Genomic DNA, 22430 nt, shown 5'->3' on the forward strand with positions numbered 1-22430 from the left:
TTCCATTGAAGTATAAATAACCAAAAAGCTATATTAAAGAGGTCTATGAAGTGAGCAAGCTTTTTTATTATGATTCATTGTGTGATGAAAGGGTTCCATTACATTCTAAAAGTGTTTAGGGCTGCTTTAAAAATAAATAGGTATTTAGATATCAAAGGATAGAATATGATGAACGATTGCACTTCTGCTTCTTTTCAGAATAAACGATATAGTGCACGTAATAAATTTTTTATACGATTTGAAAAAGATCGAAATAAAAAAATAAGCGAAAAGAGTGAGAGTGAACGAATTGCTAAAAGGTTAGCACGTGCCGGAGTAGCATCACGCCGTGATGCAGAAATGATGATCGTTGCAGGTCGTATTGTTGTTAATGGTACAGTTGTTGCTACGCCTGTTTTTAATGTTACCCGTTCTGATGTTATTACAGTTGATGGTAAGCCTTTACCTCCTATAGAACGAACACGGTTATGGCTTTATCACAAACCAGTCGGATTTGTTACGACAAATCGTGATCCTCAGGGAAGACCAACAGTATTTGATAATTTGCCAAAAGACATGCCTCGTGTTCTTTCTGTGGGGAGACTTGATATTAATACAGAAGGCCTTTTGCTTTTAACCAATGATGGTGGTTTAGCGCGTGTATTGGAGCTTCCTTTTACGGGTTGGGTGCGTAAATATCGGGTTCGTGCTCATGGAAAGGTTAAACAAAGTGCGCTTCAAAATTTAAAGAATGGTATTGCGGTTAATGGGATTTTTTATGGTTCAATTGAGGCTTCGATCGAACGTGAGCAAGGATCAAATGTATGGCTTTCTGTAGCTTTGCGTGAAGGAAAAAATCGTGAAATCAAAAATGTTTTGGGAGCTTTAGGGTTATCTGTTAATCGTTTAATTCGTGTATCTTATGGTCCATTTCAGTTATCTGATTTAAAAGAAGGTGCAGTTCGTGAATTAAAAGGTCGGATGTTACGTGATCAATTAGGAGAACGTTTAATTTTGCAAGCTAATGCAGATTTTGATGCGCCTATTATTAAGCCATTTTCAAATTCTGCTGTTATTGAAAAACAAAAAAGTACAAAGTCTTCTGTGATGAAAAATAGTTCGATTGTCTCTAGAAAAGAAAGCATGTCGTATGGAAAAAAAGGTAAATTTTCTGGGCATAATCAGGTACGATTGAGTAAAAAATTTGATGAAAAATTAAGAGATAAAAATCAGAAAAAGGATGGGAAGGAAGAACGTACTTTTTTACGTTCACGTTGTTCTAATGTTTGGATGGCTCCTGGTGCATGTCCGCAGATTGTATGTAAGAAATCCTCTTCTGATGCAGATGATCAGTATGGTCGTAAGAGTAATTGGGTTGGTAAGAAATCTACTGATAGAGGGAAGGAAAAACGATCAGAAAGACGAATAGGGAAAGATAAATGTATTGATTTTTCTAAAAAATGTAGCAAAACACCTTATATTGAATCAGGTCTTATTGGCAAGAAAGATCAATTATTTAAAAAGGAGGGGGAGGTTGTTAAAAATGATCATGGTGAACATTTTTTTGATAATAGACGAAAATCTAGATCATTTGATAACAACATGAAAAAGTCTAAGAGATATAATGATAGTGCAAGGATATCTAAGGGATCTAGAGGATCACGTGCGGGTTATTAGTGGTAAGTTTTCTGGGCATATTTTGTCAAAACCTCTTAGTCGATCTATTCGCCCAACAAGTGATCGTACGCGTGAAAGCCTTTTTAATATTCTTACTAGTCGGGAAGAAAACTTTTGGAAAGATAAGCGTGTTCTTGATCTTTTTGCTGGCACTGGTGCTTTAGGAATTGAGGCACTTTCGCGTGGAGCAAAGGCTGCTGTTTTTGTTGAAAATTCAATTGAGGGAGGCAGCCTAATTCAAAAGAATATTGAAGCTTTAGGATTGCAAGGTGTTGGACGGATTTTACGCCGTGATGCGACCAAACTGGGAAATATTGGAACAATACTTGCATTTGATATTATTTTTGCAGATCCTCCTTATGGCTATTCTTTAGGTGAAAAGGCTTTTATTCAAGCTTTAAAAGGAGGGTGGGCAAAAACTGAAGCATTTTTTATTCTTGAAGAAGCAAAAGAAGCGATTATTAATTTGCCTGATCCATTTTATTTAGATGATGAGCGTTTTTATAGTGATACAGCAATACGGATCTATAAACTTCAACAGTAATTTACACTTTAGAAAGGTTTTGTTTTCTATAAATTGAAACAAGATTATTCTAATAATTTTAGCATACTTCCTTACTTATGAAGAAATTATTTCGTTATTGCAGGATTTTTTCCGATTTAGTTAAAGAGTTTGAAGGAAAAAAATCACTATTTTTGCAATTGAGCAAAAGAATTTTATTTCAAAGTTTTATTTTAGCTAATGGATAAAAGTAGGCGTGATTGAAGGATATGAAATTCAAGTTATCATGCAGATCATCTGATATTATTTAAGCATAGAGAAAGTAAAAATTGTATATTTTTATTGTCGTTTCTAAGAGACTTCTATAAATGTGAGAGATATAACCATTGGAGACAGTGTTTTTTTTTGTACTTAATGGAGAATTAAAGAATGATATAGGAGAGATAGAGTGAAAATTGGTTTGGCATTTGGTGGTGGAGGGGCTCGTGGTTTAGGCCATCTCCCAATTATTGGGGCTCTTAAGGATTTGGGTTTGAAACCAAATGCTGTTGCAGGATCTTCTATCGGTTCTATAGTGGGTGCTGGTGTAGCTTCTCGAATGACAGAGACTGATTGGAAAGAGTATTGTTTGTCAACTTTTTCTAACTCAAGTGATATTTTGAAGCGTTTATGGTCTTTAATGCCGACGTCATGGAAAGAGTTTTGGGAGTCCAGTTTGAATCTTTTTCAATTTAATTTGGAGTTAATTTTAGAGAATTTTTTACCATTGAATTTTCCACGAGATTTTTGTGCGTTAGAAATTCCTTTTTGTGCTGTAGCTTCAAATTTAAAAACAGCAGAGATGGTTGTTATCCAAGAGGGGGATTTACGTTCTGCTTTAGCAGCTTCTTCTGCTATTCCTGGTTTATTTAAGCCTGTTTTGCGTAATCATGATTTTTTGATTGATGGAGCGGTTTGTAATCCAGTACTTTTTGATTGTTTTACTGAACCAGTTGATCTTTCAATTGGTATTGATGTTACGGGACTTCCGATTATTGAATATAAAATGGACGTTTTTCGGTTTCTGAAAGCTTTATTGCTGCAGGTATTGTAGGACAACAAGCACTTGTGAGAGCGCGTCTGCAGTGTGCAACGTTAGATCTTTTATTATGTCCTCCTGTTGATGGAATCAAAATTTTAAATTTTTTTGAAGTCAAAGAAATTTTACAACGTATAGAGCCTTTTCGTGAAAAAGCTAAGAGGCAAATTTCTGAATTAGTTGAAAGAAAAATAGTGCATTAATGGCACATAACTTTTAACTATGAATAGACAAGAATTATATTTTTCATTTAAAATTTCTTATCAAGATAAATTAATTACTATTTAAGGGATATCTATAAAATGAACAAAAAACAGCTTGATAAAGCTAGTTCGTTGGTTGAAGCAGCAAAACGTTCTGGAGCAGATGCTGCTGATGCTGTTGTTATCCACTCAAATTCTGTTTGTGTAGCAGTTCGTCTTGGCAAAGTAGAATCAACGGAAGCTTTAGAAAGTGATGATTTTACATTAAGGGTTTTTGTTGGCAAAAAGGTGGCAAGTGTTTCTGCTAATTTTGTTGTTGACCCGCGAGAATTAGCAGAGCGTGCTATTGCAATGGCTAAGGTTTCACCTGATAATTTATTTGAAGGTTTGGCAGATAAAGAGTGTTTAGTTACTCATCCTAAGGATCTTGATCTTTTTGATAATTTTACTCCAAAAAGTCATTTTTTAACAGAAGATGCTTTGCAGATAGAAGCAGCAGCTCTTGATGTAAAGGGCGTGAGTAATTCTGGTGGTGCGGCAACAGCTTATGGAAAAAGTGGGTTTATTCTTGTCAATAGTGATGGTTTTTATGGATCTTATCATTCCAGCTATTTTTCGCGTTCTTGCAGCGCACTCGCTGGTGAGGGGACAGAAATGGAACGAGATTATGATTATACAACGGCTTTACATTTCTCTGATTTAGAACCAGCGGATACGATAGGTAGAAATGCCGGATTAGGTGCAGTTCGACGTTTGGGAGCAGTTCGCCCAGAAACTGGGGTTGTGAGTGTTGTTTTTGATCCGCGTGTAGCTCGTGGAATCGCTAGTCATATTGCATCTATGGTTAATGGAGCGTCGATTGCTCGCAAAACAAGTCTTTTGCAAAATTTAAAGGGGGAAAGGGTTATGAAGTCTGATATTAATGTGATGGATCAACCCTTAAGATTACGCGGAAATGCTTCTCGTCCTTTTGATGGTGAAGGGGTCGAAGGACATACACTGAATATTATTGAAAATGGTGTTCTAAGAAACTGGCTGCTTTCATCATCTTCAGCTCGTGAATTGGGGCTTAAAACAAATGGTCATGGTGTGCGTTCTGCATCGCTTGTTCAGCCGGCAAGCACTAATTTTTCTATTGAACCAGGTTTGATATCACCTCGTGATATGATAAAAAGTGTGCAAAATGGTTTTTATGTGACAGAACTATTTGGGCATGGTGTTGATTTTATTACGGGAAAATATAGCCGTGGAGCTTCTGGTTTTTGGATTGAAAATGGGGAAATCACTTATCCGGTGAGTGAAGTAACATTAGGTTCTGATTTGCTTCACATGTTAGCGCATTTAACACCTGCAAATGATATTGATCGACGTTATAGTACGTCAGCACCGACATTATTAATTGAAGGAATGATACTTGCAGGAAAATAATGCACATTATTATTCTGATTTAGATCTTTTGCTCGATGTTTGTTGGAAGGCAGGAGATTTATCAATGAAGTATTTTGGATGTGAGCTGGATGTTTGGTTTAAAGATGGCAATTCACCAGTCAGTGAAGCAGATGTTGCAGTAGATGTCTTTTTAAAAGAAAAACTTCTTGGTGCGCGTCCAAATTATGGCTGGATTTCAGAAGAAACAGAAGATAATAGAGGGCAAGCTACTTATAAACGTTGTTTTGTAGTTGATCCTATTGATGGGACTCGTGGTTTTCTTTCCGGGAGTATTGATTGGTGTATTTCTGTAGCTATTATTGAGAATGGCCGTCCTGTTGTAGGTGTTTTACAGTGTCCTGCTAAAGGTGATATATATGCTGCTATGACTGGGGAAGGAGCAACATTGAATGGCGTAAGACTGCCCCTTTTAAGATCTAAAACTAATCAAAAATATAGGGTTTCGATTGATCAATCGATTGCTCAAAGATTACCATATGATTTTTACAATCGAATCAGTTTTTTTCGTTATATTCCTTCTCTTGCTTACCGTGTTGTTCTTGTTGCTCAAGGTAAAATTGATATTGTGTTGGTTCGGCCAAATTGCCATGATTGGGATATTGCCGCTGCTGATCTTGTTTTGCAGGAATGTGGTGGACGTTTTATGTCACTTAAGGCGCCATTTATTTCTTATGGGATTGAATTTTCTCAAGATAGTTTTTTAGTTGCTGGTGAAAATAATTGCTGTCAAAATATGATAAATGTTGTTCGTCAAGCAAAGTTAGTTTAATCGAATAAAAACATATTAAATTTTTAAATGATACGGAGGCAAATATGGCTAAAGTCAACGAAAAGAGGCAATTTTTGCATCTTGTATTTGGTGGAGAATTGAAAAATCTGAGTGATAATCAATTTAAAGATCTCAGTAATTTAGATGTGGTTGGTATTTTTCCGGATTATCAATCAGCCCAAGAAGCATGGCGGACAAAAGCACAAAGTAGCGTAGACAACGCGTTACAGCGTTATTATGTTGTGCCTTTACATCAGCTTCTTGACCATGAAACAAACAATTTATCATAAAGTTTAAATATTCAATCATTATTTTCCTTTTTATGAGAATATCAAAATATTGGATTTGCTAGATTTAATATCAGGATGAAAGAAACTTTTTACAAGAAAAAAGATAGCGCTTTAAAAAGATTTTGGCGAAATAATCGTCATTCATTGATGAAAACATGGTTTGTGAAAGTTTTTGTTGTGTGGATTTTGACGAACTATTTGCGTTTTGTTTATTGGACGAATCTGCGTTTAAAAAATTCAGATGATATTAAAAAAGTATATAATGCTTATAATCCATTTATTATAACCTTTTGGCATGGACGTCATATTATGGGGCCTTTTTTATGTTCTCAAGGCGAAGAGGTTATTGCTATGTTTTCTCGTTCTGCTGATGCAGAAATAAATGCACAATTGGCCCAAAAATTAGGGCTTGGAATTGTTCGTGGCTCAGGAGGACGCAGTAAAACGCATCATGTTCATAAAGGGGGAGCACGAGCATTGTTAACACTTAAAAATGCTCTTAAATCTGGTAAAACAGTTGCTATGATTGCAGATATCCCGTGTGGAAAAGCACGTGAGTCTGGAAAAGGAATTATTTTATTAGCTAAATTATCTGGTCGTCCTATTATACCTTGTGTGTATGCATTTTCGCGAGAAAAAATTCTTGAAAAAACATGGGATAAAACTGCAATTCCACTTCCTTTTGGACGTTCAATTGTTCTCACAGGTGAAGCCTTATTTGTTTCTAAGGATGCAGATGATTCTTTGTTAGAAGAAAAACGTATACAATTAACGAACGTGATGAATCATTTGACGAATGAAGCTTACAGTTATCTCAAAACAAGAAAATGAGGGGTTTTAAATGACGGAATTAAAGGCACGTGTGGCTCTTTCAGTCTATCGAATAGTTGGTTTTTGTTTGCACCCTTTGGTACCTTTTTATTTGTTTTTTAGGGCGATGCGTGGAAAAGAGGAGCGAGGGCGCCAAAAAGAACGTTTGGGGAAAAGTCAAAAAGTGCGTCCTCAAAGTCCATTAATTTGGTTTCATGCAGCGAGCGTTGGAGAAACAATAGCTCTTTTGCCACTTATTAATTACGTTTTATCTTTAAAAATACAAGTATTGCTGACAACATGTACTGTGACATCTTCTACTTTTATCAAGAAGCAGTTTGGCAATCGATTAATTCATCAATATGCTCCGCTGGATTTAGAATTAGCTGTGCGTCATTTTATTGGTCATTGGAAGCCTGATTTGGCATTGATCTGTGAATCAGAGATTTGGCCTTTACGTATTAAAGAACTTGCTAAAATGCGCATTCCACAGATTTTAGTTAATGCTCGTATGTCGGAAAATTCTTTTAAGGCTTGGCACAAAAGACTCTTTCTTGCTAAACATATTTTCAAACATATTGATGTGGCTATTGGTCAAAATGAAACAGATGTAACTTATTACCATACACTTGGTGTAAAATCAGTGGCAGTTTCTGGAAATCTTAAGGCTGAGGTTTGCCCGATTGAGGATCAGGAATTGCTTGCGCATTATTGTAAGGCTATTGGTGATCGACCAGTTTGGGCAGCTGTTTCAACCCATGAAGGAGAAGAGAGGATTGCTTTTGAAGTTCATAAAATTCTCAAGGGTCATCTTCCAAATTTATTAACGATTATCGTTCCTCGTCATCCTGAACGTTCAAAAGATATTATCAAGGTGTGTGGTTATGAGAATTTGCGTTGTGTTCTTAGAAGTAGTAATATTGCTCCAGATATGGATACGGATATTTTGTTAGGAGATACAATTGGAGAAATGGGTCTTTTTCTTTGTTTATCGAAAGTTGCTTTCATTGGTAAATCGTTGTGTAACTATGGTGGGCATAATCCATTAGAGCTTGCTTTGCTTAGGGTGGCTATTTTAACGGGACCTCATGTTGCAAATTTTCAAAATACGTTTGAGCAATTTTTATCCTGTGATGCAGCATATATAGTTGAAGATACAATGCAACTTGCTATACAAGTGAATAAATTCTTAACAAATGAAACACTACGAAAAGAGATGGTCGATAAGGCTTATGAAGTGGTAACAAGTATGGCTGGTGCACTTGAGTGTACATTAAAGATCCTTGATCCGTTTTTGCAGCCACTTGTGATAAAGACAGGTTTAAGACAGTGTCAAAAATAGGCATGCATATTTGTTCTCCGCGTTTTTGGTGGAAAAGTAAAAGTTTTTGGCGTTTTTTATTGGCACCAATTTCTGAGGTTTATGGTTATTTTGCACGATGTCGTATGGAAAGAGAGCCTCTTGCTATTGATTTGCCAGTTTTGTGTGTTGGAAATTTTACATTAGGGGGGACAGGTAAAACTCCTGTTGTTATTGCATTCGCTCAAGTGGCCAAGGAACTTGGTTTAATACCTGGTATTGTATCACGTGGTTATGGTGGAAGTGTCAAAAGAGTGCACCTCGTTGATATTAAACGTGATAATGCTCGTGATGTTGGTGATGAGTCGCTTTTGCTTGCACGTCATGCTTTTGTTGCCGTATCCCCTGATCGTTATGCAGCAGCACAACGGCTTAAAGAAAAGGGATGTAATTTTATTTTAATGGATGATGGTTTTCAAAGTCGTCGTCTTTATATGGATTATGCGTTGCTTGTTGTGGATGCGATGCGTGGTTTTGGTAATAAAGCTGTTTTTCCAGCGGGCCCTTTGCGTGCACCGTTAAAAACACAATTATCTTTGATGGATAGTGTTTTAGTTATTGGCTGTTTGGATGAGAGTGATGATGTGGCTCTTTTTGTTGCAAGTACTGGAAAACCTTTGTATTATGCGCGTCTTAAATCGCTAGTTGATGATGAAGTTGCTGGAAAATCTTTTTTGGCATTTGCAGGTATTGGTAATCCAGATAAATTTTTCAAATCCATTAAGGAAATGTCTGGTCATGTTGTGCAAACTTATTCTTATCCCGATCACTATTTTTTTACAGCTACGGATCTAAAGAATTTAGCACGGAAGGCCAAAACCCATAATCTGTGGCTGAGTACGACTGCTAAGGATTATATACGTATACAGGATAGTGATTTACATAAAAGCATAGAAAAACTTATTGTCTTTGATGTCAAAGCTGATTTTGTTCAAAGGGATTTTTGCCGTATACTCCTTGAGGAAGCTATTGCTCGTTTTAAGAAACGAAATATCGCCTTTAGCTGATAAATTTAAGGCACATGAATGCTATTTCAAGATTTCTTATAGGCTTTTATGGTTTTTTAGTAATTGACTAAGGTGTCGATTACACTCAAGTTCGCGCTGATAAGATAATTCACAACTAGCATATGCTTCTTGACGCTGATGATTCCAGTATTTTAGATCGTCAATAGGGATTTTTTGTCCACTAACTGCACAAACAGTATAAGTTCCGTATTTAAGAATTTTATAACTGTTATTAAAATAATGAATTTTTGCTTCGCATTCGTTATGAAAGAACATATTTTATGGGCCCTTTTTATGTACTTATGAAAAAATAATGCATATAAAATGTTAGAGATATTTTATAGAGTTGAACTTAAATGAAGCAAGTAATTTTTAGCTAGAAGAGTTCATGAATTTTTATTTTCTACCAAAAAGGCGTTCTATGTCAGTGAGTTTAAGTTCAATATAAGTAGGGCGTCCGTGATTACATGTGCCTGAATTAGGTGTTGCTTCTATTTGTCGTAAAAGCGCATTCATTTCTTCAGGATGCAAAACACGTCCTGAACGTATTGAACTATGACAGGCCATAGTTGCCGCAACATGATCAAGCATTCCTTTTAAATTATCTACTGTATCATATTCAGCTGCTTCATCGGCAAGATCTTTGATTAAAGCTTTTACATTAATTTTTCCTAACATAGAAGGTGTTTCGTATACAGCAATTGCATCAATTCCAAAGGATTCAATTCCTAATCCAAATTTTTTCAAAGCATCTTTGTGAGATAAAAGGCACGTTGCATCTTCTTCAGAGAGTTCTACAATTTCAGGAATGAGTAATAACTGTGAAGGAAGTGGTTTACAATACAGAGCATTTTTAAGTGCTTCATAAACTAGTCTCTCGTGAGCAGCATGCTGATCCACAATGATAAGACTATCTTGAGTTTGAGCGACAATATAGTTTTTATGGATTTGGGCTCTTGCAGCTCCTAATGGATAATGTAATTCTTCTGATGTTGATATGTTGATTGTGGCCCGTGTATCACCACTTGGAGTGCTAAGAGGCTCCATAATAGGAATCGTATCTTCTTGTAAATCAATAGAACTATTTATATCTAATGGTCTATGAAATATTGATGTGAGCTCTGGTTCAAGATAACGTGGTTGTGCACCATGAGAAAAAGGTTGATGCATTTTTAAAGTTTTTAGAGGTTGTGTTCGAAATGCGGCTAACATTGCTTCAGATCCTGTTGAAGTAGGACGAATACCAATTTGATGCAATGCTTCATGGATTGCTCCAATGATTAAACCACGAATTAGATTTGGATCACGAAATCGTACGTCCATTTTTGTCGGATGCACATTGACGTCTACATCAGTGGGCGGTAAATTAATAAAAAGAATGGCTACAGCATGACGATCTCGAGCGATAACATCAGCATATGCTCCTCGGATTGCTCCCCATAAAAATTTATCACGCACTGGGCGCCCATTAACATAAGCAAATTGATGAAGGCTGTTACTGCGATTAAAAGATGGCAAACCGACAAAACCAGTTAGATGAACAGATTCACGTTTAGCATCAAGGGTAAGACTGTTTGGAGCAAATTCTTTTCCCATAATTTGGGTAATACGTTGTAATTGTCCTTTGGTATTTTGTTCCATAGCAGGGAATTCCATGGGTACCCGATCTATACCTGCAAGAGAAAAACGGATATTTGGAAAGGCGATTGCAATTCGTTTAATTGTATCAGTGATAGAATTTGTTTCGGCACGATCAGATTTCATAAACTTCAGTCGTGCTGGTGTAATAAAAAAGAGATCACGAACTTCAACAATAGTTCCAGGATTAGCAGCAGAGGGTTTTGGTCCTTCAATTTTCCCCGCATTAACAATAATTTCAGCTGCGCTATCGGAATTTTGTGTTCGTGAGATTAGTTTAAGTTTTGAAACAGAAGCAATAGAGGGCAATGCTTCTCCACGGAAACCAAGGAAACAAATATTATGTACATCATCAGTAATTTTAGATGTACAATGACGAGAAATTGCTAAAGTTAACTGATCTTCTGGAATACCGCAGCCATTGTCACTCACTCTTATCAGGCTTTTTCCGCCATTTGCTATGACAATCTCGATACGACTTGCTCCTGCATCAATAGCATTTTCAACAAGCTCTTTAACAACATTAGCAGGTCGTTCAATAACTTCACCCGCTGCAATTTGATTAATAATAGTTTCGCTAAGATGACGTATAATCATATTTAAATTTTAACAAGCTTCCTTTTTACTGTATAGAACTTTGAACTAATAATAATATTTATCAACTTTTACGCAAGGAAAAAGCTGAAAATATATTCTAGGAGTGAGGTATATAAGCTTTTAGTAAAAAGTTATCGATGATGGATATCCAGAGTTCCTCCTATTAGTGAATGCTTTGCCGAATGCCGTTTTATAGTTTAAAGTCATTAATTGTGATTGTGAACCAAATTATTAAATTAAGAATAGAATCATTTTGTTATCTTTGAAAAGGCTTGCCTCGATCAATAATACCAGTAAAAAGAGATAAAAAGACGGAAGGCAATATGATGCGTATGAATGGTATTCTTGCAGATAGTGATATACGAGCTTTAGTTAACAATGGTACTGTTAATGCTATTTACTCGCTTGATAAGGATCAAATACAACCTGCAAGTCTTGATTTACGTTTGGGGGATAAGGCATATCGTATACGGGCTTCTTTTATGCCAGGGCTTGATGCGAAAGTTATTGATAAACTTGAACGATTAAAGCTGCACGAATTTGATTTGCAAGATGGAGCGGTTTTAGAAACGGGTTGTGTTTATATCGTTCCTCTTTTGGAAAATTTAGCTTTACCGAAAGTTCTTTCTGCGGTTGCTAATCCAAAAAGTTCTACGGGACGATTGGATGTTTTTACCCGTGTGATTTCAGATTATGCTCAGGAATTTGATAAAATTTGTATAGGTTATCATGGGCCACTTTATCTTGAAATTAGTCCACGAACATTTCCGATTTTGGTTCGTACAGGGTCGCGTTTATCACAACTTCGATTTCGTAAGGGACATAGTTATTTAAAAGAAGTTGAATTGTACGATTTGCATAAAAATGAAATGCTTGTATCTGATGATACTCCTAATATTAATGATGATGGTATTGGAATTTCCATTAATTTAGAAGGTAATGAAAACGGACTTATGGGGTATCGTGGTAAACGTCATACCGGTGTTATTGATATTGATAAAAGCGCTATTGCTCATATTTTAGATTTTTGGGAACCTATTTACGATCATGGAACAAGAGAAATTGTTCTTGATCCCCATGAATTTTATATTTTAGCTTCAAGAGAAGCTATTCATGTTCCTCCCTTTTATGCTGCTGAAATGAAACCATTTGATCCCTTAGTTGGAGAATTTAGAGTGCATTATGCAGGTTTTTTTGATCCAGGATTTGGGAATATGGAAATAAGTAGAAAAGGAGCACGTGCAGTCTTAGAAGTGCGGAACCACGAAGTTCCATTTATCTTAGAGCATGGCCAAATTATCGGCCGCTTGGTTTATGAACATATGCTTAATCGGCCAATGAAACTTTATGGGGGTGATATTGGTTCACATTATCAAGAACAAGGATTAAAATTATCTAAGCATTTTAAATGAGTTTATCACAATATAGATTTTAATAAATTTTGATAAAATATATACAAGAGATTTATCTTTTTAAAAAGCTTTTTATATTTTATCTGGAGTAATGGTATTACATAGGGTGTTACTATGATTATTTCTTCAACATTTGATTATCGCAAAGCAGCAAAATGCCGCTTACCTTCTTTCTTGTTTAATTATATTGATGGTGGTGCTTATGCTGAAGAAACAATGCGGCGTAATTGTACAGATCTTCAAGAACTTGCATTACGTCAACGGATTTTAAAGCAGGTTGGTGATGTTGATCTTTCAACTGAGATTTTGGGTCAGAAACTTGGTATGCCAATTGTGCTTGCACCTGTTGGGTTAACTGGTATGTATGCACGTCGTGGTGAAGTAAAAGCTGCACGTGCAGCTGTTGCGAAATGTATTCCTTTTACTTTATCCTCAGTTTCAGTTTGTCCTATTTCAGAAGTACAAGCAGCGGTTGGAAAAGAGTTTTGGTTCCAACTCTATGTTCTCAAGGATCGTGGGTTTATGCGTGATGCATTGGAAAGATCGTGGGCCGCTGGTGTTCGTACATTGGTTTTTACAGTTGATATGCCGGTTCCTGGAGCACGTTATCGTGATGCTCATTCAGGAATGTCTGGACCTTATGCTGGATTTCGCCGTATTGTACAAACTATTTTTCGTCCACATTGGGCTTGGAATGTTGGTATTATGGGGCGTCCACATGATCTTGGAAATGTTTCTGCCTATCTTAAGAAAAAAACGACACTAAAAGATTATATTGGTTGGCTTGGTGCAAACTTTGATCCATCAATTAGCTGGGGTGATTTGCAATGGATTAGAGACTTTTGGAAAGGAAAAATGATTTTAAAAGGTATTCTCGATCCAGAGGATGCACTTGAGGCAATACGATTTGGAGCTGATGGTATTGTTGTGTCCAATCACGGTGGACGTCAGCTTGATGGTGTGTTGTCAACTGCACGAGCATTGCCGAAAATTGCGGATGTTGTAAAAGGTGATTTAACCATTTTAGTTGATTCTGGTATTCGTTCTGGTCTTGATGTTGTTCGTATGATAGCACAAGGTGCAGATGCTGTTATGATCGGTCGTGCTTTTGTTTATGCCCTTGCTGCAGCAGGTGAGCAAGGTGTTACCTATCTCCTTGAACTTTTTGCTCAAGAAATGCGTGTAGCTATGACATTAACTGGTGTTCATACAGTTAAAGAAATTACACGTGAGAACTTAGTCAGTCCAGAGAGTTTACAAGGATGATTAAGATAATAAAAGTTTAGCGCTATAGGCTTCGCAAAGTTATTTTGATTAAATGCGAGAATAGTACAATGTAATATTTGTTTGATTTCTTTCTGATATTATCAATAATTTTTAAAAAATTTCATAATATGTTTTAAATATATTATTTCATTTTCTTTTTACAAAGAGATAGTAATTTTTTCTACAGATTAAATCTATTCAATAAAAATAATTAAGTTTAGCGTTTTATGTTTTGTTTAGAAGATTATACAATTGGCTCTGAAATCAAAGTCTAAAACCCTATAAGGCTAGTCGTGTTTCGATGTGGCATGTAGATAACTTTTTCATTATAAAAAATTAATTCTGGAATATTGTGACTCTAATTCAAAATTTGGTCTGTAATTTAATTTTAAGTACGGATTTATTAAATTCTAATAATTAGATATCAAACTGCTTAAATAAATCGTCAATGTTTTAAGCATAAATAACATCTTCATTTCTATTTGTTTTGAAAATATTTAATCATTGCAGTCCTCAGAGAAGGACCATGTTAGTTGGTATGGATGGTTATTGCTTTTTTGAGGAAATAATGAGTGGAACGGATTTTTTAACTGTAAGTGCAATAAATGACGCAATCAGAACTTTTAAAAAATCACCAATCATAAACCCTAATGACATTGTTAAAGCTGTAAATAAAGAAATCTTCGAAAGATAAACGATCCAGAATATTCCAAAAAGATATACGATTCCAATTCCACCTACACTGTTTATTATAACCAATTTTATAAAATTTAGTCGTTGCCAAAACAATTTAACCATAAGACCAATAAAGAATGCTGCAAATGGGTAACTAATCATATAGCCACCACCAGCTCCTAAAAAAACACCAATACCTCCACGTCCACCAGCCAAAAGAGGCAAACCGATAGCTACCAGAAAAAGAAAGAGTGCTGATGCTGCAGCGCCTCTTTTTGCTCCAAGTATAGATCCTGCTAGCATTGGCCCCATAGACTGAGCGGTAATAGGAAGACCAAGAAAAAAAGGAAGAAAAATAGGAGGGAAAAAACCTAAAGTTGCATAAAGGGCAGCAAATAAAGCAATATAAGTTAAATCTTTTGTCTTCACTGAATTATTCCTGTAAATATAGTGTTTTGTTATCAGAATCATAAGAGCGTGCATCTAATGCGTCAGCTGCTTCTGATGCTATTCTTATTGTTCGGATAATTAAGGGTATTGCAATAGCTATAATGTTTATATCAAGTCCACGTGCTCGCTGTGCTTCACATATCGCATTGAATTTTTCTCTAATAACTGGAATAAATCTAATTGTCATAGATAGAGCTATACTTAATTTTGATGGATTGATACCTAAGCATTGAAATAATCGAAATCCTACTTCAATTGAAGCCACCATATCTGAAACTTTTGTTGTCAATGAAATAAGTGATGCTAGAGAAATGAGAATAATAAAGCGCAATATAATCGAAAAACCTGTAAGCCAATTATCAAAAATAGATTGAAAAATAAATATAAAGACTAAAAACAACCATATTGATTTAAACTGTTTTATTATTTTGTTAAAGGGAATTTTAGCTATTCTATATAATGAGGATATGAATAATAAAAAAAGTAAAAAAATAGATATTGATGAAACCATAAAGATAATAGTTCCAAACAGAATCAGAAATAATAACTTAATCCCGGGTCTAAGCCGGTGAATAAATGTATCCCGAGGTATATATGAACTGATCACGACATTCTTCTTATATATTCTTTAATTGCAACTAAAGGCACATCATCAACAGCTATTTCTCCCTTATCAAAAACAAGTACTCTATCAAATTCTTTGAGAAATTCCAAATCATGTGATATAACTATAGTTGTTTGTGGTAATTCTTTAATGACTTGTGTAACGCGACGTTTATTTTGTAAATCAAGTAATGTTGTTGGTTCATCAAAAACAATATATTTTGGTTTCATTGCCACCACACTTGAAATGGCAACCAATTGTTTTTGTCCACTACTTAATAAATGAACGGGATGATTTCTAAAGATCTCAAGATCATAATAATGTAAAACTTCATCTACTCGTTTTTTGATTTCGTCCTTACTCAATTTTAAGTTTTTAAGACCAAAGGATAAATCCTCTTCCACCAATGGTAATACAATTTGATTATCGGGATTTTGAAAAACAAATCCCACTTTACGTCTTATTGCTTTTGCATCGTGTTTTGTATCCAACCCATCAACATTCACAGAGCCACTGGATGGGAGCTGTAAACCATTAATAAGACGAACAAATGTACTTTTTCCAGAACCATTTGCACCAATAATTGCAATCCGTTTTTCAGTGAGATTGACGGTAATACCTTTCAAAACGTACAACTCATCAAAAATTTGAGTCACCTTATCAAATTTTATCCCCAAGGTTTATTCCAATCAACTCTTTTATATGATTTCAGCACTATCGTTTAAATTTATACCCCAATAATAAAAGTAAACACCATATAGGAATAATAATAACTGCTAAACTCATATCAGGCATTTGTTTAGGAATATAGGATTCAATAAAGTTTACCTTTATTCCTATCATTTCAAAGATTTGGGTAATTAATCCATTTGTTCCCAAACCACTTACAAACATAATACAAAACAATAGCGCAAGAAAAAAAAGACAAAGATAATTTGCATAAGGATAGAAACCAAAGGCATAGACGAGAGATTTTTCTTGACCTTTATGCGCTTTTCGAAACTTGAAATGTACAATAACAATAATAGCCCAAGTAATAGCTGCTGTTACGGTTGTAATAGCCATGATCCGCATAAAACTATTATCCGGTATAAGAACATTAATAACAATAATTGTTGCAGTACAAATTGATGAAAAAAGAATAGCAACATAAGGAACACAAGTAGCATTAAGTTTACTAAAAATATGCGGCGCATTTTTTTGCATCGCTAAGCTATAAAGTATACGACCATTAGAGTAAATACCACTATTATAGACTGAAATAGCGGCCATTATCACCACAAAATTCAAAATATGGCCAGCTGCAGGAATACCTATAGTTTCAAAAATAGTTACAAAAGGACTCCCATTTTTTTTAATCATGTTCCATGGGATTATCATCATAATTACACTTATAGAACCGATATAAAAAATGATAACACGCCACATAACTTTACGAATGGCTGTTGGAATTGTTTTTTGGGGATCTGATGTTTCTCCAGCTGCAATACTAATAAGCTCCGTGCCACCAAAAGAAAACATGAGTATAGAAGTAGCAAATACCACCCCCATTGCGCCATAAGGGAAAAAACCACCATGATCCCAAAGATAACTAATACTAGCCTGTCCTCCATTCATTCCTGTTATAATGATAAAAATCCCAAATACGATCATACCAATAACAGCAATAATTTTAATCAAAGCTAAACCAAATTCAAATTCTCCGTAAAAACGTACATCAATAAGATTAATCAATGTGACAAACAAGAGAACCAACAAAGATGATTTCCAATGGTCAATCAAAATCCAGTGATCGAGATAAAATCCAATAACTGTCAGTTCGGTCATACCGACAAGAATATAAAGAAACCAGTAATTCCAACCTGTTATAAAACCAGCAAGACATCCCCAATACTTATAAGCAAAGAAACTAAAAGCGCCTGAAGTTGGTTCTTCTGCTGACATTTCACCAAGTATTCGCATAATAAGATAGATAATGAATCCTCCAATAAGATATGCTAAAATAGTTGAAGGGCCAGCTAATTGAATAGCTTCTGTTGATCCATAGAAAAGACCTGTTCCAATAACACCTCCTAAGGCAATCATTTGAACATGACGATTTTTAAGTCTTCGTTTTAATTCATTGTGTTGTAGTTCAACATTTTCCATTATTCTTATGTATTCAACCCAAATTTTTATATAAAAAACAACTCTGTTTTATTTAAATGTATTTTTTGTTTTAGAGAAAAATAACCGTGAAAATTAATTCATTTTTATTCTTATGATAATGCAACTTTTTGTTTTTAAATGCATTATATCAAATATTTTGTTGAGATAATAGGAACAAGATGTTTTATCCTTTAATTAAATTAATAATTTTTATTTTTGTTACATTGATATGTATGACATTAGTCATTGATGGCGTGCATTCTATTAGTGCATCAAATTGGACTATAAATCCATTGAGTGAAATATTAGCAGTTGTTTTTAAGAAAGATATTAATAGCCTCAATCAATTTATATGTAGTATTATGTCACCTCTTTTATCTTCAACTTGCACCGCTCTCATTAACCTTCCAGCATGGTTGATATTTTGTATTTTAGCAATAACATTCTATATCTTAAGTTACAAACCACGAAAACCTTTTCATAAAATTTCGTATCAATAAGGAGAATATATTCAATATTAAAGAACTTTTTCTAAGATTTATTATGCTTACGTATAAAATAATATCTCAAACATTTGCCCTTTAAGATGACAGAAATTAATCGCGTCAACAAGCAGAAATGAAAAATATTCTCTATACTTCATTAAAGAACAATTACAAGAAATATAACAACAAAAACAATAATATTCACTTACCTACTAAACAAACTGCATATTAATGAAATATAAAAAAACACTTTCTTTATTTGCATAAGAATAAGAATTGTAACTTAATTATACTTAATATCAGTGAGGAGGATGCTCAACAGGAATTTCAGAAAGACTCCTCTCTTCTAATTCTAGCAATCGTTTCGTTAAAGCATTTAACTTTTTAGACATTTCATCTAAACTTTTCCATTGATCAGTCACCACACAAGAAAGTTCTTCAATAAGTTTTTCTTGATGAGCTAGTTTCATCTCTAATTCTATTATTCTATTTTCATGTAACATGTCTTCTAACTCCGTTTTCTTTCTATAGGCACAGAAATAAGAAACACACTTTTATTAAATGATTATCATATCAGTATCACTTTGATAGCGTAAAACTAAACACTCTTATTTTTTCCATTCAACAAATAACTTGTCAAATAATTTTTTCATTCTTCTCAAAATTACTAACATTTACCTCTAAATAAAGCATTTAATAGTATTTTGTTTTACAAAAATTTTACTTTCAATCTTACTTCTGAAATTCGATATGATTATAGGTTGAAGGAATGTTTAATTTACGCTTTAAAATAACAAAAAACCAAAAAAATATAACTTTAATACTTCTCTTTATAAGGATCTATTTTTCTATTTTGTAACCCTTACATTTTATGAATTATTGAAAAAATTACCTGCTTGCTTTTATACATACTTTTAGTTATTACACACTCAAAGTGGCCTTTAGTTTTAATAACGTACAAGCTATGCCGTATTAACTCAGTTGGTAGAGTACATCATTCGTAATGATGGGGTCGCTGGTTCGAATCCGGCATACGGCACCGTTTTTTGTTTTAAAAAATTGAAATATATAGATTTTTTCTTTGAAACTGCTATTTCTTTTTATTTTTATAGGAAGGGAGCTGTTTATGAAAGTATTAGTTTAATATACTTATATCTATTTCGATTAATGGTATATTATTAAAGGACAATGTAAGATCTTATTTCCTTTCTTTTATTATACTATCTTTTGTCTTAAAAAGATCAGTAAAATCAAATTCTTATGGAAGAAAAAAGCACTTGGTACTTTCAAAGGGAAGGGAGATAGTTACTTTGGATCTCTTCGCCCAAATTGAAAAAAATTGTATAATTCTGGTTTTTCAATTAAGCTACTTCTGCTATAAATTCCGTAAGCTTGAACCGAAAACTATGGGGACAATAAGTTATATCACAAAGTGACACAAAAAGCGGTTCTAGTTAAAGCAATCCTTTCAGCGCGCAGCATCTTTGATCTATAAGAACAGTTTGTCGTGTTCTTATTATGCGGCTCTGACATCATGAATTAGAGAAAGAGATTTTTAATACTAAAGCACGACTTACATTGCTATTTTAAAGAATGAGATTTTATAAAATAGTAATGTAGATATAATTTTGGTTTTGAAATTCCTTTTTGTATTAGTTCTCTTAAACCATTCTGCAGTTCTTTATTTCATTTCATATTATTTTTGTTGACTGGGTGGTATGAGATATCTTGGATGGATATATTCATTTTCTTATAGAGGAAAGCTTGTTTTACTCTTATGATGGTTCTGCACTTTTTTGGTCTGAAAGCTAGTCTCAAAAAAAGAAAAAAACCTGTATTTCAATGCACTAAAAACAGAAAACGGTGCCCAGACGCGGATTCGAACCACGGACACGCGGATTTTCAGTCCGCTGCTCTACCAACTGAGCTATCTGGGCACGCCCTAAATAAATGCATAGAATTCACGAGGTTATAACATTAAAATTCTTTCTGTCTAGTCGCCAAAATAAAAATAATCGATTTTTTATAGATTTATTCTCTAGTCTATCCCAAAATAGACAATTCTATATTTCATTTTTTCGTGTAGAGGAAAAATACTCAAATATTAAAGTGATCACCAGTATAATAAATTCAGAACACACGGTGTAAACTAGAAGAAAATCCACTATTGGCGCAATGAGGAATTTTTGGAAATCTTTTAAAGAAAAAGTATTTTAATATCTCTTTTTTTTATAATGATTTGCAAAAGATTACAATAGTATTACGCAGTTTAAAACTGGAATTCTAGAATCTTAGCGAAGTTGTATCGCCTTTAATTTAAGTGTTTTTTTATTAGAAAAGGTTTTTTGATGATAGTGATTGGACCTTATCTTTAGAAAAAAAAGTTATTCAAATATGTAATAGTACTTTATATTGTGCAACGATCAACGATTATGATCTTTGTTGTTGCTGTTTGTGAATATTGAAATTCTTTCTTTTTCAGAAAATTTTGGTGTGTTTGAATAAAGAGATGAGTGTTTTGTAATATTGACATTCAGTCTATTTTAGCGATTAAAAAATTTTGGTTCATATGAAAATAAGCAAAAAGTTGAAATGAAGAGTCACACTTGCTATAAAATTTCGCTATAAGAAACCGTTTGTTTTTGAACGCAGGTGTTATTTCACCAAACACAACGGAGAAATTTATGGCCAATGTAGTAGTTGTCGGCACACAATGGGGAGATGAAGGCAAGGGCAAGATCGTGGATTGGTTGTCTGAGCGGGCAGATATTGTAGTAAGATATCAAGGTGGGCACAACGCAGGTCACACATTGGTTATTGATGGAATTAGTTATAAATTATCACTTTTGCCATCTGGCATAGTTCGTGGAAAGTTATCAATTATTGGTAATGGTGTAGTTGTTGATCCCCATCATTTTGTTTCGGAATTAAAAAAATTACGTGCTCAGGGTATAAAAGTTACACCGGAAATTTTACGTATTGCTGAAAATGCTCCTTTAATTCTTTCGGTGCATCGTGATCTTGATTTAGCTCGGGATAATAGTGTTTCAGGTTTGATAATTGGCACAACAAAGCGTGGTATTGGTCCTGCTTACGAGGATAAAGTAGGTCGTCGTTCTATACGGGTAATGGATTTGGCAGAAGCGGAAACTTTAATGCCAAAGATTGAAAGACTTGTAGGACATCACAACGCTTTGCGTCGTGGTATGGGTACTGCAGAAATTGATCCACAAACACTTTATGATGAATTGATGCAAGTGGCAGATGAAATTTTGCCCTTTATGGATTGTACGTGGCGTCTTTTGGATGAAAGTTATCGTATGGGACGGCGTATTTTATTTGAGGGTGCACAGGGTGCATTACTGGATAATGATTTTGGAACTTATCCTTATGTAACCTCTTCTAACACAGTTTCTGGGCAGGCTTTTACTGGTTCTGGTTTGGGGTTAGGTTCAATTCATTATGTGTTGGGTATTGCAAAGGCTTATACGACCCGTGTAGGAAAAGGGCCATTTCCAACAGAAGAAATAAGCCAAATCGGTGAATTTCTTGGAGCGCGTGGAAATGAGTTTGGTGTTGTGACTGGTCGAAAACGTCGATGTGGTTGGTTTGATGCTGTTTTAGTGCGTCAGATGGTGATTATTGGTGGTGTTAGTGGTATTGCGCTGACAAAGCTTGATGTTTTTGATGGTTTAGACAAAATTAAAGTTTGTATTGGTTATGAACTTGACGGTAAAAGAATAGATTATTTGCCATCGTCTATGGGAGCACAAGCACGCGTTCAACCGATTTATAGGACATTAGAGGGTTGGAAAGAAACAACAGCGCATGTATCAAACTGGGCAGAATTGCCAGCACAAGCTATCAAATATGTACACTATATTGAAGAATTAATCGGTGTGCCAGTTGTTTTATTATCAACTAGCCCTGAGCGAAAAGACACGATCGTCATTACTGATCCTTTTGTAGATTAATTTTTATCTTATGCCTTAGTTATAGCCAAAATAAGCATCTAAGATTATATAACAGGA

The 22430-nt window shown here is 34.6% G+C and carries 20 protein-coding genes and 2 tRNA genes; 14 read left to right on the plus strand and 8 right to left on the minus strand.

Annotated features, from left to right (window positions below; translation table 11 throughout):
• Positions 1–261 precede the first annotated feature (261 nt).
• From BJB63x_RS00355 to lpxK, 10 genes are all read left to right on the plus strand, one after another.
• Positions 262–1656: a pseudouridine synthase gene (locus BJB63x_RS00355; protein WP_078719491.1), complete on the plus strand. Its 1395-nt coding sequence runs from the start codon at positions 262–264 to the stop codon at positions 1654–1656.
• Positions 1643–2200, plus strand: a complete 558-nt coding sequence (rsmD, locus tag BJB63x_RS00360; protein WP_078718524.1) for a 16S rRNA (guanine(966)-N(2))-methyltransferase RsmD — start codon at positions 1643–1645, stop codon at positions 2198–2200. Before BJB63x_RS00355 ends, rsmD begins: the two co-directional genes overlap by 14 nt.
• A 406-nt stretch (positions 2201–2606) precedes the next feature.
• The gene (locus tag BJB63x_RS00365) at positions 2607–3251 is read left to right on the plus strand and encodes a patatin-like phospholipase family protein (protein WP_236823855.1); all 645 of its coding nucleotides are present in this window, start codon (positions 2607–2609) and stop codon (positions 3249–3251) included.
• Positions 3252–3265: 14 nt separating this feature from the next.
• A complete protein-coding gene (locus BJB63x_RS06625; protein WP_236823856.1) occupies positions 3266–3439 on the plus strand; it encodes a hypothetical protein in 174 nt (57 codons plus the stop codon).
• Positions 3440–3538: 99 nt separating this feature from the next.
• Positions 3539–4867: a TldD/PmbA family protein gene (locus BJB63x_RS00370; RefSeq protein ID WP_078718525.1), complete on the plus strand. Its 1329-nt coding sequence runs from the start codon at positions 3539–3541 to the stop codon at positions 4865–4867.
• Positions 4854–5657 (plus strand): 3'(2'),5'-bisphosphate nucleotidase CysQ, encoded by an 804-nt coding sequence (locus tag BJB63x_RS00375; RefSeq protein ID WP_078718526.1) that lies wholly within the window; start codon positions 4854–4856, stop codon positions 5655–5657. The genes BJB63x_RS00370 and BJB63x_RS00375 overlap by 14 nt, the downstream gene beginning before the upstream one ends.
• 44 nt (positions 5658–5701) lie before the next feature.
• The gene (locus BJB63x_RS00380) at positions 5702–5947 is read left to right on the plus strand and encodes a DUF4170 domain-containing protein (RefSeq protein ID WP_078718527.1); all 246 of its coding nucleotides are present in this window, start codon (positions 5702–5704) and stop codon (positions 5945–5947) included.
• 75 nt (positions 5948–6022) lie between these two features.
• Positions 6023–6778: a lysophospholipid acyltransferase family protein gene (locus tag BJB63x_RS00385; protein WP_078718528.1), complete on the plus strand. Its 756-nt coding sequence runs from the start codon at positions 6023–6025 to the stop codon at positions 6776–6778.
• A gap of 10 nt (positions 6779–6788) precedes the next feature.
• Positions 6789–8099, plus strand: a complete 1311-nt coding sequence (gene waaA, locus BJB63x_RS00390) for a lipid IV(A) 3-deoxy-D-manno-octulosonic acid transferase (RefSeq protein ID WP_078718529.1) — start codon at positions 6789–6791, stop codon at positions 8097–8099.
• Between the two features lie 2 nt (positions 8100–8101).
• Positions 8102–9124, plus strand: coding sequence for a tetraacyldisaccharide 4'-kinase (gene lpxK, locus BJB63x_RS00395; protein ID WP_078718530.1), 1023 nt, complete (start codon positions 8102–8104; stop codon positions 9122–9124).
• A gap of 36 nt (positions 9125–9160) precedes the next feature.
• On the opposite strand, the gene BJB63x_RS00400 is transcribed toward lpxK, so the two are convergent.
• Positions 9161–9400 carry a DUF2093 domain-containing protein gene (locus BJB63x_RS00400; protein WP_078718531.1) on the minus strand — a complete coding sequence of 80 codons (240 nt, stop codon included), beginning with the start codon at positions 9398–9400 and terminating at the stop codon, positions 9161–9163.
• A 120-nt stretch (positions 9401–9520) separates the two neighbouring features.
• Complete coding sequence (gene mutL, locus BJB63x_RS00405) at positions 9521–11359, minus strand: DNA mismatch repair endonuclease MutL (RefSeq protein ID WP_078718532.1); 1839 nt, start codon at positions 11357–11359, stop codon at positions 9521–9523.
• 323 nt (positions 11360–11682) lie between these two features.
• On the opposite strand from mutL, the gene BJB63x_RS00410 reads away from it, so the two are divergent.
• Both BJB63x_RS00410 and lldD read left to right on the plus strand, forming a co-directional pair.
• A complete protein-coding gene (locus tag BJB63x_RS00410) occupies positions 11683–12771 on the plus strand; it encodes a 2'-deoxycytidine 5'-triphosphate deaminase (RefSeq protein WP_078718533.1) in 1089 nt (362 codons plus the stop codon).
• Between the two features lie 114 nt (positions 12772–12885).
• A complete protein-coding gene (gene lldD / locus BJB63x_RS00415) occupies positions 12886–14037 on the plus strand; it encodes an FMN-dependent L-lactate dehydrogenase LldD (RefSeq protein ID WP_078718534.1) in 1152 nt (383 codons plus the stop codon).
• A 546-nt stretch (positions 14038–14583) separates the two neighbouring features.
• Here lldD and BJB63x_RS00420 read toward each other — a convergent pair.
• The 5 genes from BJB63x_RS00420 to BJB63x_RS00445 form a co-directional block, all read right to left on the minus strand.
• Positions 14584–15141, minus strand: coding sequence for a biotin transporter BioY (locus BJB63x_RS00420; RefSeq protein WP_078718535.1), 558 nt, complete (start codon positions 15139–15141; stop codon positions 14584–14586).
• A 4-nt stretch (positions 15142–15145) separates the two neighbouring features.
• Complete coding sequence (locus BJB63x_RS00425) at positions 15146–15769, minus strand: energy-coupling factor transporter transmembrane component T family protein (protein ID WP_078718536.1); 624 nt, start codon at positions 15767–15769, stop codon at positions 15146–15148.
• A complete protein-coding gene (locus tag BJB63x_RS00430) occupies positions 15766–16443 on the minus strand; it encodes an energy-coupling factor ABC transporter ATP-binding protein (RefSeq protein ID WP_078718537.1) in 678 nt (225 codons plus the stop codon). The genes BJB63x_RS00425 and BJB63x_RS00430 overlap by 4 nt, the downstream gene beginning before the upstream one ends.
• A 37-nt stretch (positions 16444–16480) precedes the next feature.
• Positions 16481–17914, minus strand: a complete 1434-nt coding sequence (locus tag BJB63x_RS00435; RefSeq protein ID WP_078718538.1) for an amino acid permease — start codon at positions 17912–17914, stop codon at positions 16481–16483.
• 784 nt (positions 17915–18698) lie between these two features.
• Positions 18699–18902, minus strand: coding sequence for a SlyX family protein (locus BJB63x_RS00445; RefSeq protein ID WP_078718540.1), 204 nt, complete (start codon positions 18900–18902; stop codon positions 18699–18701).
• A gap of 463 nt (positions 18903–19365) precedes the next feature.
• Here BJB63x_RS00445 and BJB63x_RS00450 point away from each other — a divergent pair.
• A tRNA-Thr gene (locus tag BJB63x_RS00450) sits at positions 19366–19438 on the plus strand.
• 825 nt (positions 19439–20263) lie between these two features.
• Here the strand turns inward: BJB63x_RS00450 and BJB63x_RS00455 are convergent.
• A tRNA-Phe gene (locus BJB63x_RS00455) sits at positions 20264–20336 on the minus strand.
• Between the two features lie 747 nt (positions 20337–21083).
• Here BJB63x_RS00455 and BJB63x_RS00460 point away from each other — a divergent pair.
• Positions 21084–22373: an adenylosuccinate synthase gene (locus BJB63x_RS00460; RefSeq protein ID WP_078719492.1), complete on the plus strand. Its 1290-nt coding sequence runs from the start codon at positions 21084–21086 to the stop codon at positions 22371–22373.
• The last annotated feature ends 57 nt before the right edge of the window (positions 22374–22430 follow it).

This window comes from Bartonella sp. JB63, from assembly GCF_002022665.1.
Taxonomy (GTDB): domain Bacteria; phylum Pseudomonadota; class Alphaproteobacteria; order Rhizobiales; family Rhizobiaceae; genus Bartonella.